This is a genomic window from Microbacterium neimengense (assembly GCF_054782995.1).
This window is the reverse complement of sequence record NZ_BAAGRK010000015.1, coordinates 788959-802953: the sequence shown is the minus strand read 5'-3', so window position 1 is coordinate 802953 and position 13995 is coordinate 788959. Positions and strand designations below refer to the sequence as shown.

The window sequence follows — 13995 nt, the reverse complement described above, 5'->3', positions numbered from 1 at the left end:
TTAGACTGAGGCCATGCCCGAGCTGGATCTGTCCGCGTCCGCCGTCGAGCTCACGCAGGCGATCTGCGACATTCCGAGCGTTTCCGGGGACGAGGCGACGCTGGCGGACGCCATCGCCGCCGCGCTCGCGCCCCTGTCGCACCTCGAGGTCTTCCGCGACGGCGACACGATCATCGCCCGCACCCGCCTCGGCAGGCCGCAGCGCGTGGTGATCGCCGGCCACATCGACACGGTCCCCATCAACGACAATCTCCCGTCGCGTCTGATCGACGACGACGGGCAGCCTGCCCTCTGGGGACGCGGCACGGTCGACATGAAGGCGGGCGTCGCCGTCCAGCTGAAGCTCGCCGCTGAGCTCACCGATCCGCGCGTCGACCTCACCTGGATGTGGTACGACCACGAAGAGGTGGAAGCCTCCCTCAACGGGCTCGGGCGCGTGGCGCGCCTGCGCCCGGACCTCTTCGAGGCGGACTTCGCCATTCTCGGTGAACCGTCGAACGGTCAGGTGGAGGGCGGCTGCAACGGGACGCTGCGCGTCGTGGCGCGTACGCACGGCGTCCGAGCCCATAGTGCTCGGGCCTGGGTGGGGGAGAACGCGATCCATGCCGCCGCCCCGATCCTCACCCGTCTGGCCGCGTACGAGCCGGCGACGATCGACGTCGAGGGACTCGCGTACCGCGAGGGTCTGAACGCCGTCCGCGTGACCGGCGGCGTGGCAGGCAACGTCATCCCCGATCTCTGCGAGGTCGAGATCAACTACCGCTTCGCGCCGAGCAGATCGGTGGCAGAGGCGGAGGCCCACGTACGCGAGGTGCTCGCGGGCTTCGAGGTCGAGCTGACGGACTCGTCCGCCGGCGCCCGGCCGGGTCTGGACGCCCCGCTCGCGCAGGAGTTCGTGCGCGCGGTCGGTGCGCAGCCGCATCCGAAGTACGGCTGGACGGATGTGGCGCGTTTCTCGGCGCTCGGAGTCCCCGCGGTGAACTACGGCCCGGGAGACCCGAGCCTGGCGCACCACGACCAGGAGCGCGTGCCGATCGCGCAGATCGAGGACGTCGAGCGCGGACTGCGCACGTGGCTGAGCAGCTGACGCGCGTCGGCCGCTGGCCCGTGGCCGCGCGGATCGGGCTGATCTATGTCGCCGCCCGTCTGGTGACGCTCGGCTTCTTCGCCCTCGCCTCCGCGCTGTCGACGCCGGCATCCCGGTTCGGCGTGGATCCCGGCATCGGCAAGCTGCTCATGGGCTGGGACGCGCAGTGGTACTGGGTCGTCGCCGCCAACGGATACCCCTCGCCCCTGCCGCTCACCGAAGCGGGACAGGTGGCCGAGAACGCGTGGGCCTTCCTGCCGCTGTATCCCTGGGTGTCGCAGGGAGTCGGATTCTTCGTCGGCGGGTGGCCGGTGGCGGGTCCGGTCGTCGCGCTGATCGCCGGCTACTTCGCAGCGCTCGCCTTCTACCGGCTCATGCGTCAGCGTCTGGACCGCTCGACGGCGACGTGGGCGGTCGTCTTCTTCGTGGCGGGACCGCTGGCCGGCCTCTTCCAGATCGCGTACGCGGAATCGCTCTTCCTGCTGTGGCTCCTGCTGGCCCTGGACGCCCTGCTCCGCCGCCGCTACGTGTGGCTGTATCTGCTCATCCCCCTCATGGGGTTCACGCGACCCGGCATCCTCGCCTTCGCTCTCACGCTCGGTCTCGTGGGCATCTGGAGATGGCTCCGCCGGCGTGTGGATCCGCTCCCCGCGCGGGAGATCGTGCACCTGGTGGCCCTCGCCTCCCTGGCGAGCATCGTCGGCTTCTCCTGGCAGGTGATCGCGGCGGTCGCGACGGGCGATCCTGCCGCATATCTCGCGACCGAACTCGCATGGCGACGTAACTGGATCCCGGATGCGGCCGCACACTTCTTCCCCTTCGACGGCTTCCTCGCCGGCACAGCCTTCTGGGCGCGGCTGTGGGGATGGCCGATGTGGCTCGGGTTCGCGCTGCTCGCCGTGATTGTGGTCGTGGCGGCAGCCGTGCTGGCGTTCGCGCCGGGTGTGCGACGGCTCGGGATGGAGATCCGCCTCTGGTCGGCGAGTTACCTGCTGTACCTGCTCGCCGTCTTCTTCCCGCAGTCGAGCACCTTCCGACTGCTCGTTCCGCTGTCGCCTCTCTGGGGCGCGGTCGCCGTCGGGCGACATCCGGCCTGGCGCATCGGCATGCTCGTCGCGGGACTGGCGGGACAGTGGTGGTGGATCTACAACATGTACGCGCTCGGGAACACGCTCTGGCAGATCCCCTGAGGACAAGCGTCGGGCGCGCTCTCACGCACGATAAACTGGGAACTCACCATTGACGAAGAGGAGCCACGATGGCAGCCATGAAGCCGAGAACCGGAGACGGGCCGATGGAGGCTGTGAAGGAGGGGCGCCTGATCATCGTTCGTGTTCCGCTCGAGGGCGGCGGGCGTCTTGTGGTGTCGGTCAACGACGCCGAGGCCAAGGAATTGCACGACGTGCTCGCGGGGGTCGTCGGCGCCTGAACTGTTCACTTCCTACTTCACTGCGGCCGGTCCTTCGGGGCCGGCCGCAGTGGCGTATCAGCGGCTCTCGTCGATGGTCGTGAGCTGCAGGAGTCCCTCGCCGACGATCGACAGCGCGCCGATGACGGCGGGAGAGGACTGCGTCTCCTGGATGAGCGACCGGTAGGCGGTCGTCACGGGATCGCGGCGCACGGGGTCTGCGACGGCGCCGCCGGCGAGGATGCGGGGCACGAGCACGAGCCCTCCCGGCCGCACCAGGCGCAGGCCGTGCTCCACGTACTCGATCACGCCGTCCGCATCCGCGTCGACGAGCACGATGTCGTAGGAGGCTTCGTTCATGCGCGGCAGGACGTCGGAGGCGCGACCGGTGATGAATCGGGCGCGAGCCGGAGCGATGCGCGCATCCGAGAACGCGCGACGGGCGGCCTGAAGGTGCTCGGGCTCCTTGTCGATGGTCGTGAGGATCGCCCGCGGTGCGCCGTGCATGAGCCACAGGCCCGACACGCCCGCACCGGTGCCGATCTCGACGATGTTCAGGGCGCGTGAGACCTGGGCGAGCAGCGCGAGCTGTGCCCCGATCGGCGGGCTCACCGGATCGGCGCCCAGTTCGAGGGCGTGCGTGCGTGCGCGGGCGATCGCGTCGGGTTCGACGGTCGCCTCGCGAGCGAATCGATCGCTCGCGTCGTGTCCGGCCATGGTGTTCCTCCTCGGCAAGCCTACGGTCGCCGATGGGCGGCGGCGGTCAGGCGCGGCGGTAATCTGAAGGCATGGTGTTCGGGCTCACGATCGAGAAGCTCCTGGTGATCGCCGTGATCGCCGCCTTCCTGATCGGACCCGAACGTCTGCCCCGGTATGCGGAGGCCCTGGCGCGGTTCACGAACCGCTCACGCGAGTTCCTGCGCGGTGCGCGCAGCCGCGTGAAGGAGGAGATGGGCCCCGAGTTCGACGAGGTGGACTGGCGCAAGCTGGATCCGCGCCAGTACGACCCGCGGCGCATCATCCGCGAGGCGCTGCTGGACGATCCGCCCACGGCGACCGTGCGCGCGGCCGGTGCCGCCGCCGCGGCGACCATGTCGACGACCCGTGCCGCGGAGAGCTTCGATCTGGAGTCGGGGGAGCAGCCCCCGTTCGACGACGAGGCGACCTGACGACCACGGCGGTCAGCTCGGGGTGACGGGCAGCGGCCTGCCGGAGAGCGGCCTTCCGGATCGTAGGATGCGGTCGGCGACCTGCTGGATGGCGACCGAGGCGGCGTCGTCCGGAGCGCGGCGCACGACCGGCTCGCCCGCATCCCCGCCGCTGCGCAGTGCGCGGCTCAGCGGAACACGCGCGATCACCTCGACCGTCTCGGCGTCCGTGCTCAGTTCCCGCGCGATGCGGTCACCGCCGCCCGACCCGAACAGGTCGAACGTCGTGCCGTCGGGGAGGGTCATGGCGGTCATGTTCTCGACGACCCCCAGAACGCTCTGACCCGTCTGCCGCGCGACCAGCCCGCTTCGTGCGGCCACTTCGGACGCCGCCGCCTGCGGAGTGGTCACGACGAGGACGTCGGCGTGCGGGAGTAACTGCCCGATCGAGATGGCGATATCGCCGGTGCCCGGCGGCATGTCGATGAGCAGCACATCGAGGTCGCCGAAGTACACCTCGGTGAGGAACTGCTGGATCGTGCGGTGGAGCATCGGCCCCCGCCACGCGACGGCGCTCCGGGCGGCGCCCTCGGGCAGGAACATGCCGATGGAAACGACCTTCACGTCGAAGGCGACCGGGGGGACGATGAGATCGTCGATCCTGGTGGGCCGCGCGCTTGCGCCGTCGGCGTCCACGAGTCCGAGCAGCGCCGGGATCGAGAAGCCGTGCACGTCCGCATCCACGACGCCCACGCGCCTGCCGCGATCCGCCAGCGCGACGGCGAGATTGGCGGTGAGCGTCGACTTGCCGACGCCCCCCTTGCCGCTCGTCACGGCGATCACGCGAGTCAGCGATTCAGGGGTGAAGGGGTTGCCTCGCCGGCGGCCGCCGCGCAGACGGGTCGTGAGAGCCTCACGCTCCTCGGGGCTCATGACGCCCAGGACGACCTCGACCGGGGCGTCGCCGACGATGCGCTCGGCGGCGTGGCGAACGTCGCGTTCGATGCGATCGGATGCGGGGCAGCCGACGATCGTGAGCGCCACAGCGACGCGCACGCCGCCGTCGGCGCTCTCGCTGACCTCGCGCAGCATGTCGAGGTCGGCGAGGCTGCGTCTCAGCTCGGGATCGGTGACGGCGCCGACCGCTTCCCGTACTCGGGCGACGCGGTCGGTCTCAGAGTTCACGGGCTTCGCGCTCCGCCTTCTCGCGGCGTTCGGCCCGACGGCGCTTCTCCTCGCGCTCGGCGCGGACCTGCTCCGGCTCTTCACCGGCGCCGTGCGCCTGCAGGTCCTCCAGCAGCGCGCGCAGCTCGTCGCGGAGCACTTCGCGCGTCACCGACTCGCTCGAGACATCGGTCAGCGCCATGCGCAACGCGACGATCTCGCGGGCGAGGTACTCGGTGTCGGCGAGGTTGCGCTCCGCGCGCTGACGGTCCTGCTCGATCTGCACCCGGTCTCGGTCGTCCTGACGGTTCTGCGCGAGCAGGATGAGCGGCGCGGCGTAGGAGGCCTGCAGGGAGAGCACGAGCGTGAGAGCGGTGAAGCCGTTGTCCGACGAGTCGAAGCGCAGCTCCGGCGGCAGAATCGTGTTCCACGCCAGCCAGGCGGCGCAGAACGCGCTCAGACCCACCAGGAACCACGGTGTTCCCATGCCGCGCGCGATCACTTCCGTGAAGCGGCCGAAGCGGTCGCGCGACGGCTGAGCGGACCGAGACAGCATCCCTCCCCGCCCGCGGGGTGCGTCCAGCGCCCCCTTGCGAGGGGACCGAGCCATCATTGCGGCCGTCCTTCCGAGTCTCCCGTGCGCCAGTCCTCCGGAAGCAGGTAATCGAGCACGTCGTCGACGCTGACGGCGCCCACGAGGCGCTGTGCGGAGTCGACGACGGGGACCGAGACGAGGTTGTAGGTGGCCAGCAGGCGCGCGACGACGGCAGCGGAGGCGGTGGCGGGCACGGGCTCGAGCGAATCGTCGAGCAGCGCGCCGAGCCGCTCGTGCGGGGGATAGCGCAGCATCCGCTGGAAGTGCACCGTGCCGAGCAGGCGGCCGGTGGGCGTCTCGTAGGGAGGCAGCGTCACGAACACGGCGGCGGCGAGGGCCGGGTGCGTCTCGTGGCGACGGATGAGCGCGAGCGCCTCGGCGATCGTGTTGTCGGCCGACAGCACGATCGGCTCGGGCGTCATGAGTCCGCCCGCGGTGTCGGGCCCGTACTGCAGGAGGGCGCGCACGTCCTCCGCCTCATCGGGCTCCATGAGCTCGAGCAACTCCTCGCGCTGCTCGGCCGGCAGCTGGGCGAGCACGTCGGCGGCGTCGTCGGGTTCCATCGCATCGAGGATGTCGGCGGCGCGCTCGTCGCCGAGGGCCTCGAGGATGTGCACCTGCTCCTCTTCCGGCATCTCCTCCAGGGCGTCGGCGAGGCGGTCGTCGGGAAGCTCCTCCGCGACCTCGAGGAGACGGTCCTCGGGAAGATCCAACAGGGTGTTGGCGAGGTCGGCGGCCTTGAGTTCGGCGTAGCTGGCAACCAGCCGTTCGGCGGACTGCGCCTCGCCGCGGGTCTGGCCGTCGTTGACGTCGTGCCAGGAGGCGAACGTGGTCGCGCCCTTCGCGAAGGGCGAGGGGCTCGTCTTGGGCTTGCGCAGGAAGAGCTGCGACACGTCCCATTCGCCGAGGCGGTTGCGTTCGATCGCGACATCTTCGATGACGGCCTGACCGGAGCCGTCGCGCAACGAGACCTTGCGCCCGACGAGTTCCGCCAGAACCCGCACCTCGCCGCCGCGCTGCTGGAAGCGGCGCACGTTGATGAGACCGGTCGTGATCACCTGGCCGGTCTCGATCGAGGTGACCCTCCCGATCGAGACGAAGACGTGGCGTCGTCCGGGGATCTCGATGACGAGGCCGATCACGCGGGGAGCGTCGTCGGCTCGGTAGATCACGACGACGTCGCGCACGCGGCCGAGGCGGTCACCGGCGGGATCGAAGACCGCGCATCCGGCCAGACGCGCGACGAAAACCCGCTGTGTGCTCACGCGTCCAGCCTAGCCCCGGGCTCGATGAGCACGCCGGGAGCGCTCCGGCTCGGCGTGGGAAGATGGGGTGATGAGCAACCAGGGTGCACCGTTCTCGCAAGGCTCCGCCGAGACGGGCGAGACCGTCGCCTCGTTCACGCAGTACGAGGGGGCGCAGAAGGCCGTGTCCGCTCTCATCGCCGCCGAGGTGCCGGCCAAAGAGATCGCGATCGTCGGCGCGGGCCTGCGCTCCATCGAACGCATCACGGGCCGACTGGGCTATGCCACCGCCGCCAGGTCCGGAGCGATCAACGGCCTCATGCTCGGCGTGCTCTTCTCGTTCATCTTCGTGCTCGGCGCGCCCACGGTGCAGATCCAGGCGTTCGTGGGCGTCCTACTGGTCGGCATCGCGATCGGGATGCTGCTGAACATCCTGATGTTCTCGATCGTCCGCCGTCGGCGTGACTACGCCTCCGTCATGCAGGTCGTCGCGGACCACTACGAGGTCAAGGTCGCGCCCACGAGCGTGCACAAGGCGCGTACCGCGCTCGGCACCGCGCCGACCATGGCCCGTCCGGCTCCGGCGCCGCAGCCGAGCGACACTCCGCCGCGCTACGGCGAGCGGATCACGCCGGCTTCTCCGTCGCCCCAGACGCCGCCCGCCGAGCGGCCCGCCGCGCCGGGGGCGACGCAGCCGGGCCAGGATGACGATCGCGCCTGAGCGCGCCGCATCCGGCCCGACCGGCCTACCTCAGCTCGACAGGCGAGCGATCCACGCCTCGATCTCATCGGCGGTGCGAGGGATGCCCGCGGACAGGTTGACGGGACCTTCGGCGGTCATGAGGATGTCGTCCTCGATGCGCACTCCGATGCCGCGCAGCTCCTCGGGGACGGTGAGGTCGTCGGCCTGGAAGTACAGGCCAGGCTCGATCGTGAAGACCATCCCCGGTGCCAACTCGCCCTCGTAGTACATGTCACGCCGCGCCTGTGCGCAGTCGTGCACGTCGAGGCCGAGGTGGTGGCTCGTGCCGTGCACCATGTATCGCCGGTGCTGGCCGCCGTGATCGGCGTCCAGCGCCTCCTGCGCCGTGACCGGGATGAGGCCCCACTCTGCGACGCGGGCGGCGATGACCGACATGGCCGCCTCGTGGATCTCACGGAACTTCACGCCGGGACGAGCGGCGGCGAATGCGACGTCGGCGGCTTCGCGCACGGTCTCGTACACACGGCGCTGCACCTCGGTGAAGCGCCCGTTGACCGGCAGCGTGCGGGTGATGTCGGCGGTGTAGAGGCTGTCCACCTCGACTCCGGCGTCGATCAGGATGAGATCGCCCGGCAGAACGCGCCCGTCGTTGCGGGTCCAGTGCAGGTAGCAGGCGTGGGCCCCGGAAGCGGCGATCGTGTCGTAGCCCTCCCCGTTGCCGTCACTGCGAGCCCGCTGGTGGAAGACGCCCTCCACGACGCGTTCGCCACGAGGATGCGTGACGATGCGGGGAAGCTCTCGGACGATGTCGTCGAAGCCGGCGCCGGTGACGTCCACCGCCAGCTGCAACTGGGCGATCTCATGCTCGTCCTTGATCAGGCGCAGCTCCGACACGATGCGGCTGAGCTCGGCGTCCTCGTCGACCACGCGGTCCACGTCGCTCGCCGTGAAGGCGTCGAGATGCGCCGTTGCGATGGCGAGATCCGCGGCGACCTGCGCCAGCGACGGGCGCGGACCGATCCAGAACTCGCCCACGCTCGCATCGGCGTAGAACTCGCTCGTGGTGCGGTCGGCGCGCTCGCGGAAGTAGAGCATGACATCGTGGCCCTCGTCGCCTCGAGGCTCGAAGACGAGCACGGAACCCGGTTCGCTGTCCGCGCCCCATCCGGTCAGGTGCGCGAAGGCGGAGTGCGCGCGGAACGGATAGTCGGTGTCGTTGCTGCGCTGCTTCAGCTCGCCGGCCGGGATCACGAGGCGCGAGCCCGGGAACAGCGCGGAGAGGGCGACGCGGCGTGCGGCGGCGTAGGCCGCTTCGATGCGCGGCGGAGCGATCGTCTCCGGGCGCTCGGCCCATCCGGTCGAGATCGTCGACAGGAATCCCTGGGGGAAGGGCTGCTTGCGGTTCGAGACGACCGACTCTTCAGCGGTCGCGGGTGTGGTGTCCGTGGATTCCGACATGGCTCCAGTCTCCCACCCTCCTCGGCGGCTTGCTCAGCCGGTGCGCTCGTACTGCACGACGAGCGGCCGATGGTCGCTGCCGGCATCGTCCATCCCGCTCAGCACGACAGAACCCGTGGGCGTCCACTGCGGGGTGGCCAGCACGTGGTCGATCGGCGCGCCCGCGAGGGCGGGGAGGTCGGTGGGCCAGGTGCCGACAGAGCCGTTACCGGTCTGCGATGCCGCATCCCGGCAGGCGCCGAGCGTTCCGCCGTCGGTTCCGAGACCCGCCATGTGATCGAGGGTCGCGTTGAAGTCGCCGGCCATGATGACGTCCCCGCCCGCGCACTGGTCGGCGAGCCACTGCAGATCGTGGCGCCAGTGCTCCATCTGATCCTCGCGGGGTGCGACCGCGTGGGCGGCGACGACCGTGGGGCCGTTGCCGTCCGTCGGCATCGCGACGGCGCTGGGCACCGTGCTGGTGCCCTCCTGCGAGGAGGCGATGACCGAGTAGGTGCCGAGCGACGGGCTGATGAGCAGCGTCGTCGAATCCGCCGCCCACCCGTCGGTGCCGTACTCGGTGTGGTGCGCCCACATGGGGCTGCCGAGATCCCGCATCGCGACCGCGACTTCGGCGCCGGTCTCGATCGTGGTCTCGGGCAGGCTCACGATGTCCGCGCCCATGGCGATGGCGGTCTGCGCGATCGTCTGGGGCGAGGTGGCGTCTCCGGCGGTGTTCCAGGTCATGACCCGGATGCTGTTCTCGGTCTTCGCGGGCAGAGCCGTCGTGCCCGTGCCGCGCGAGACGATGATCGTCGCGTTGGCGCCGACGGCGAGCACGGCGACGAGAGCGACGGGGAGCACGACACGACGCATCGGACGAGCGACCGACAGGAGCAACGCGACGACGGCGAGAGCCGCGAACGCCAGCGCGACGAGAGAACGGAACGACACGATCTGGGTGAGCGGAAAGGTCCGCGAGAGCCGGAAGAACTCCGGCCAGGTGAGCACGGCCGCCGCGATCGCGCAGAGCAGGCTCAGCAGGATTCCCAGCAGACGTGACACCCTCCGAGCCTAGGCAGTCGACCTGAGCGTCGGCCGCACGCAGCGGGGCCCATCGGGGTGCGCGGTACGCTCGGGGGATGAGTGCAGACGGCCGCGTGACGACGCCCGCCGACCTGCATCTGCACTCCACCCGCTCGGACGGTACCGAGTCGCCCGCCGAGGTCATGCGCCAGGCGCGCGCGGCGGGGCTGGCCACGGTGTCGCTCACCGATCACGACACGACGGCGGGGTGGGCCGAGGCGGCCGACGAAGCCGTGCGACTGGGCATGACGTTCCTGCCGGGGATGGAGATGAGCGCACGGCACGGGTGGCGCAGCGTTCACGTCCTCGCGTACCTGTTCGACCCCACCGACACGGCGCTGACGGCGGAACTCGCCCGCATCCGGGACGACCGTATCGGCCGCGCGGAACGGATCGTGGCCAGCCTCGGGCGCGACTACGACCTCACCTGGGCGGACGTCCTCGCCCAGACCGGCGCCGACGCGACCGTGGGGCGCCCGCACATCGCGGATGCACTCGTCGCGCGCGGCATCGTCGCCGATCGCGGAGCGGCGTTCGACGGCGTGCTGCACCCGCGTGCGGGCTACTACGAGCCGCACTACGCGCCCGACCCGCTCACCGCCGTCGACCTCGTGGTGGGCGCGGGCGGTGTGCCGATCATCGCGCACCCGACGCCGCACGGTCGCGACCGGATGCTGCCGATGCCCGTGATCGACGAGCTCATCGCGCACGGGCTGGGCGGTTTCGAGATCGAGCACCGCGAGAACACTTCCGACGGCAAAGCGGTGCTGCGCCGCGTCGCGAAAGAGAACGGTCTCATCGTCACCGGTTCCAGCGACTACCACGGCGCGGGCAAACCCAACCGGCCGGGGGAGAACACCACCTCGGCCGAGATGCTCGCACGGATCATCGCCCGCGCAAGCGGCAGCGCGCCGATCCACCCCTGAGGGGGACCGGCGCGCCGCGAGGTCTCAGGCCGAGGGGGCCGATGCGTCGGGGCGGGGACCGCGCCGACGCCGGCGACGCCGTGCGGCAGGCTTTCCGTCGTGGTGCTCGGCACCGCCACCGTCGTGGGTGCCGCCGCCGTCGGTGCGGGGAGCCTCGGAGCCGGATGCGGCGGGGGTGGCCGGCGCGCCGGAGTTCGCGCCGGTGCGCCGGCGACGGCGCGTGCGGGGCGCACCGTCTGCGGCGGGAGCGTCAGCGGACACGGTGGTGATGGTCGCCGTGGCGGGAGCCTTGCGCAGGCGTCCCTTCGTGCCCTCGGGGATGTCGAGGTCGGCGAACAGGTGCGGGCTCGACGAGTAGGTCTCGACGGGCTCGGGCTGTCCGAACTCGAGTGCGCGGTTGATGAGGGCCCACTTGTGCAGGTCCTCCCAGTCCACGAAGGTCACCGCGATGCCGGTGCGGCCGGCGCGCCCGGTGCGGCCGACGCGGTGCAGGTAGGTCTTCTCATCGTCCGGGATGGTGTGGTTGATCACGTGGGTGACGTCGTCGACGTCGATGCCGCGTGCGGCCACATCCGTCGCGATCAGCACGTCCTTCTTGCCGGCCTTGAAGGCGGCCATGGACCGCTCGCGCGACTCCTGGCTCATGTCGCCGTGGACCGCGCCGGCGTTGAAGCCGCGGTCGTTGAGCTCGTCCACCAGTCGCTGCGCCGCACGCTTCGTGCGCGTGAACACGACGGTCTTGCCGCGACCCTCTGCCTGCAGGATGCGGGCGATGATCTCGTCCTTGTCCAGGCTGTGGGCGCGGTAGACCAAGTGGCGGATGTTCGCCTGCGTCAGCCCCTCATCGGGGTCGTTGGCCCGGATGTGGATGGGGTTGGACATGAAGCGTCGCGCGAGTGCGACGATCGGCCCCGGCATCGTCGCGGAGAACAGCTGCGTGTGCCGCACCGCGGGAACCTTGGAGAAGATCTTGTCGATGTCGGGCAGGAAGCCGAGATCGAGCATCTTGTCGGCCTCGTCCAGGACGACCTCGGTCGCGTGGGAGAGATCGAGCAGGCGCTGGTTCGCCAGGTCGATGAGTCGACCCGGCGTGCCGACGACGATCTGTGCGCCTGCCTTCAGCTGGTCGATCTGGCCCTCGTAGGCCTTGCCGCCGTAGATGGCGACGACGCTGGTGCTGCGGCCGGAGGTCAGCAGGTCCATGTCTTCGTAGACCTGCACCGCGAGTTCGCGGGTGGGAACCACGATGAGAGCCTTCACGCCGGGCTCCGGCGAGGCGCCGAGGCGCTGCACGACGGGGATGCCGAAGCCGAAGGTCTTGCCGGTGCCGGTCTTGGCCTGGCCGATGATGTCCTGCCCGGGCAGGGAGAGCGGAATGGTCTGCTCCTGGATGGGGAACGCGTCGGCGATGCCGCGAGCGGCGAGAACGTCGACGATGTCCTGGTCGACGCCGAGCTCGGCGAAAGTCGTCACAATATGCACCTGTCTGGTTGTGGGCGCGGAAGGCGCCGCCGGATGTCCGCGCCCTTGTCAGCCCCAGGCGCGTAGGTCCCGATCCGATGCCGGGACCCCAACAGGATACCGGAGCGCGCCCTGGGCTCGGCCTGGCGCTCCGGCGCGCGGGCGAGGAACCTTCTAGGCTGGTCGTGTGTGGGAATGGTTCCGACGTCGTTCGAGGCCCGCGGGTCGCACGCTGCGCCTGCGCTCGCGAGGGGAGTACGACGGCATCACGCGCGTCGACTTCGCCGAACTCGCCCCCGACACCGACACCTTCCTCGGGCAGGCCGCCTATCTCCAGCTCGGCTTCTTCGAGACCCTCACCGAACTCATCGCGTTGACCCCCGAACTCGCTCGCAAGGAGGCGATCTCGCGTGCTGCGGGAGCGGCGCTGCGCAAGCACGAGGAGCTCGTCGCCGTCATCCGTGATCGTGACGAGGATCCGACCGCCCTCATGCTGCCCTTCCGCGAGCCGCTCGACGCGTTCCGCGCCGAGGTGCACGGCGTGCGCTGGCCGGAGACGATGCTCTCGGTGCATCTGACCGCGGGCATGCTCGACGACTTCTACCTCGCCCTCTCGGCGAGCTACGGCGAGACGGGGCTGCGGGTCGCCCGCGCGCTGGAGGCGGACGATGCCCGCAGCGCGCTCGTCGACATCCTGCTCGAGACCCTCGGCGAGAGCGAGGAGTGGCCGTCGCTGCTCGCGCTGTGGGGACGTCGTCTCGTCGGCGATACTCTGCTGATCGCGCGCGCAGCACTGAAGGGCACCGAGAACACGACGGCGATCCAAGAGACGGTCGAGCCGGTGTTCACCGAGCTGATGGCGGCGCACGCGCGTCGGATGGAGTCGCTCGGCCTGTCGTCCTGAGCGGTGACGCGGCCGGTCTCAGTCGGCGACGGCGGCGATCGCCTCGATCTCGACGAGCTGGTCGTCGTAGCCGAGCACCGTCACGCCCATCAGGGTGCTCGGCGCATCGTGGTCCCCAAACGCGTCCCGGACGACCTCCCACGCCGCGACGAGGTCGCGCTGGCGTGCCGAGGCGACCAGTACCCGGGTGCTGATGACGTCGTGCAGTCCGGCGCCGGCGGACGCGCTCACCGGCTCAGCCGATGTGCAGGCGCAGACGCTCGCGGGCGTCGTGCGCGGAGCGGACGCGAGCCAGCACCACGAGAAGCGGCACGACCACTACCGGCGCCGCGACCAGCGAAGCCAGCCACAGCCACGGCTCGGCCGTGGTGACGCCGGCCCACGTCAGGGCGAGCCATGCGGCGCCGCTGACGACGGCGCCCGTCAACGGCGCGAGCGCGACGCCGCGCAGGTCACGGCCGCGGACGGTGAAGTGCGCCGCGGTGCCCACGGCTGCGCCGTAGATCAGCGCAAGCAGGATCTCCATCGCTCAGGCGAAGAAGCCGACCCGACGGGCCTCTTCGGTACCCAGTTCGACGTACGCCAGGCTCGCGGAGGGGACGATGTAGGAGTTGCCCTTGGTGTCGGCGAACGACACGAACGGAGCGCCCGAGCCGAGCGCGTCGGCGAGCGACTTCTTCACGTCGTCGGCGGCCTGGTCGGTCTCGAAGTTGAGCTCGCGGCCGGTGTTCGCGATGCCGATGCGGATCTCCACGGATGTCGCCTCTCTCGTCTGTCTTCGGGGACGTTCCGACTCTACGGCACCGCAGAATGCCGACGCCCGGCGGGGCCG

At 70.5% G+C, this 13995-nt stretch carries 16 protein-coding genes and 1 pseudogene; 7 read left to right on the top strand and 10 right to left on the bottom strand.

Annotated features, from left to right (window positions below; all coding sequences use genetic code 11):
* Positions 1-13 precede the first annotated feature (13 nt).
* The 3 genes from dapE to ACYVJS_RS14475 all read left to right on the top strand — a co-directional run bounded on the left by dapE (position 14) and on the right by ACYVJS_RS14475 (position 2516).
* Positions 14-1087 (top strand): succinyl-diaminopimelate desuccinylase, encoded by a 1074-nt coding sequence (gene dapE / locus ACYVJS_RS14485; protein WP_460740572.1) that lies wholly within the window; start codon positions 14-16, stop codon positions 1085-1087.
* Positions 1072-2277 carry a hypothetical protein gene (locus ACYVJS_RS14480; RefSeq protein WP_460740571.1) on the top strand — a complete coding sequence of 402 codons (1206 nt, stop codon included), beginning with the start codon at positions 1072-1074 and terminating at the stop codon, positions 2275-2277. The genes dapE and ACYVJS_RS14480 overlap by 16 nt, the downstream gene beginning before the upstream one ends.
* A 68-nt stretch (positions 2278-2345) precedes the next feature.
* Entirely contained in the window at positions 2346-2516 is a 171-nt protein-coding gene (locus ACYVJS_RS14475) for a DUF3117 domain-containing protein (RefSeq protein ID WP_137417400.1), read from the top strand.
* 57 nt (positions 2517-2573) lie between these two features.
* Here the strand turns inward: ACYVJS_RS14475 and ACYVJS_RS14470 are convergent, their stop codons facing one another.
* Positions 2574-3212 carry an O-methyltransferase gene (locus ACYVJS_RS14470; protein WP_243227505.1) on the bottom strand — a complete coding sequence of 213 codons (639 nt, stop codon included), beginning with the start codon at positions 3210-3212 and terminating at the stop codon, positions 2574-2576.
* Positions 3213-3283: 71 nt separating this feature from the next.
* On the opposite strand from ACYVJS_RS14470, the gene ACYVJS_RS14465 reads away from it, so the two are divergent.
* Entirely contained in the window at positions 3284-3664 is a 381-nt protein-coding gene (locus ACYVJS_RS14465; protein WP_243227506.1) for a Sec-independent protein translocase family protein, read from the top strand.
* 12 nt (positions 3665-3676) lie between these two features.
* Here the strand turns inward: ACYVJS_RS14465 and ACYVJS_RS14460 are convergent, their stop codons facing one another.
* Genes ACYVJS_RS14460 through ACYVJS_RS14450 form a run of 3 tightly spaced genes read right to left on the bottom strand, consistent with a single transcriptional unit; the run spans position 3677 to position 6667 of the window.
* The gene (locus tag ACYVJS_RS14460; protein ID WP_460740570.1) at positions 3677-4828 is read right to left on the bottom strand and encodes an Mrp/NBP35 family ATP-binding protein; all 1152 of its coding nucleotides are present in this window, start codon (positions 4826-4828) and stop codon (positions 3677-3679) included.
* A complete protein-coding gene (locus ACYVJS_RS14455; protein WP_460740569.1) occupies positions 4818-5417 on the bottom strand; it encodes a DUF1003 domain-containing protein in 600 nt (199 codons plus the stop codon). Before ACYVJS_RS14455 ends, ACYVJS_RS14460 begins: the two co-directional genes overlap by 11 nt.
* Positions 5417-6667 (bottom strand): magnesium transporter MgtE N-terminal domain-containing protein, encoded by a 1251-nt coding sequence (locus ACYVJS_RS14450; RefSeq protein WP_243227508.1) that lies wholly within the window; start codon positions 6665-6667, stop codon positions 5417-5419. The genes ACYVJS_RS14455 and ACYVJS_RS14450 overlap by 1 nt, the downstream gene beginning before the upstream one ends.
* Positions 6668-6737: 70 nt before the next feature.
* Here ACYVJS_RS14450 and ACYVJS_RS14445 point away from each other — a divergent pair, with 70 nt between their 5' ends.
* The gene (locus ACYVJS_RS14445; RefSeq protein WP_460740568.1) at positions 6738-7367 is read left to right on the top strand and encodes a YflT domain-containing protein; all 630 of its coding nucleotides are present in this window, start codon (positions 6738-6740) and stop codon (positions 7365-7367) included.
* A gap of 30 nt (positions 7368-7397) precedes the next feature.
* On the opposite strand, the gene ACYVJS_RS14440 is transcribed toward ACYVJS_RS14445, so the two are convergent.
* Complete coding sequence (locus ACYVJS_RS14440; protein WP_460740567.1) at positions 7398-8807, bottom strand: aminopeptidase P family protein; 1410 nt, start codon at positions 8805-8807, stop codon at positions 7398-7400.
* Between the two features lie 33 nt (positions 8808-8840).
* Positions 8841-9851, bottom strand: a complete 1011-nt coding sequence (locus ACYVJS_RS14435; protein ID WP_460740566.1) for an endonuclease/exonuclease/phosphatase family protein — start codon at positions 9849-9851, stop codon at positions 8841-8843.
* A gap of 77 nt (positions 9852-9928) precedes the next feature.
* Here ACYVJS_RS14435 and ACYVJS_RS14430 point away from each other — a divergent pair, with 77 nt between their 5' ends.
* Positions 9929-10798 (top strand): PHP domain-containing protein, encoded by an 870-nt coding sequence (locus tag ACYVJS_RS14430; protein ID WP_460740565.1) that lies wholly within the window; start codon positions 9929-9931, stop codon positions 10796-10798.
* A gap of 24 nt (positions 10799-10822) precedes the next feature.
* On the opposite strand, the gene ACYVJS_RS14425 is transcribed toward ACYVJS_RS14430, so the two are convergent.
* Positions 10823-12271 (bottom strand): DEAD/DEAH box helicase, encoded by a 1449-nt coding sequence (locus ACYVJS_RS14425; RefSeq protein ID WP_460740564.1) that lies wholly within the window; start codon positions 12269-12271, stop codon positions 10823-10825.
* A 175-nt stretch (positions 12272-12446) separates the two neighbouring features.
* Between ACYVJS_RS14425 and ACYVJS_RS14420 the strand changes: the two genes are divergently transcribed.
* On the top strand, positions 12447-13163 hold the full coding sequence (locus tag ACYVJS_RS14420) for a ferritin-like fold-containing protein (RefSeq protein ID WP_460740563.1): 717 nt from the start codon (positions 12447-12449) through the stop codon (positions 13161-13163).
* 18 nt (positions 13164-13181) lie between these two features.
* Here ACYVJS_RS14420 and ACYVJS_RS14415 read toward each other — a convergent pair.
* The 3 genes and pseudogenes from ACYVJS_RS14415 to ACYVJS_RS14405 all read right to left on the bottom strand — a co-directional run.
* Positions 13182-13385: pseudogene (locus ACYVJS_RS14415) on the bottom strand (RidA family protein); the annotation flags it as partial.
* Between the two features lie 13 nt (positions 13386-13398).
* Positions 13399-13689: a GlsB/YeaQ/YmgE family stress response membrane protein gene (locus ACYVJS_RS14410; RefSeq protein WP_460740562.1), complete on the bottom strand. Its 291-nt coding sequence runs from the start codon at positions 13687-13689 to the stop codon at positions 13399-13401.
* Between the two features lie 3 nt (positions 13690-13692).
* Positions 13693-13917, bottom strand: a complete 225-nt coding sequence (locus ACYVJS_RS14405; protein WP_460740561.1) for a DUF3107 domain-containing protein — start codon at positions 13915-13917, stop codon at positions 13693-13695.
* Positions 13918-13995 lie beyond the last annotated feature (78 nt).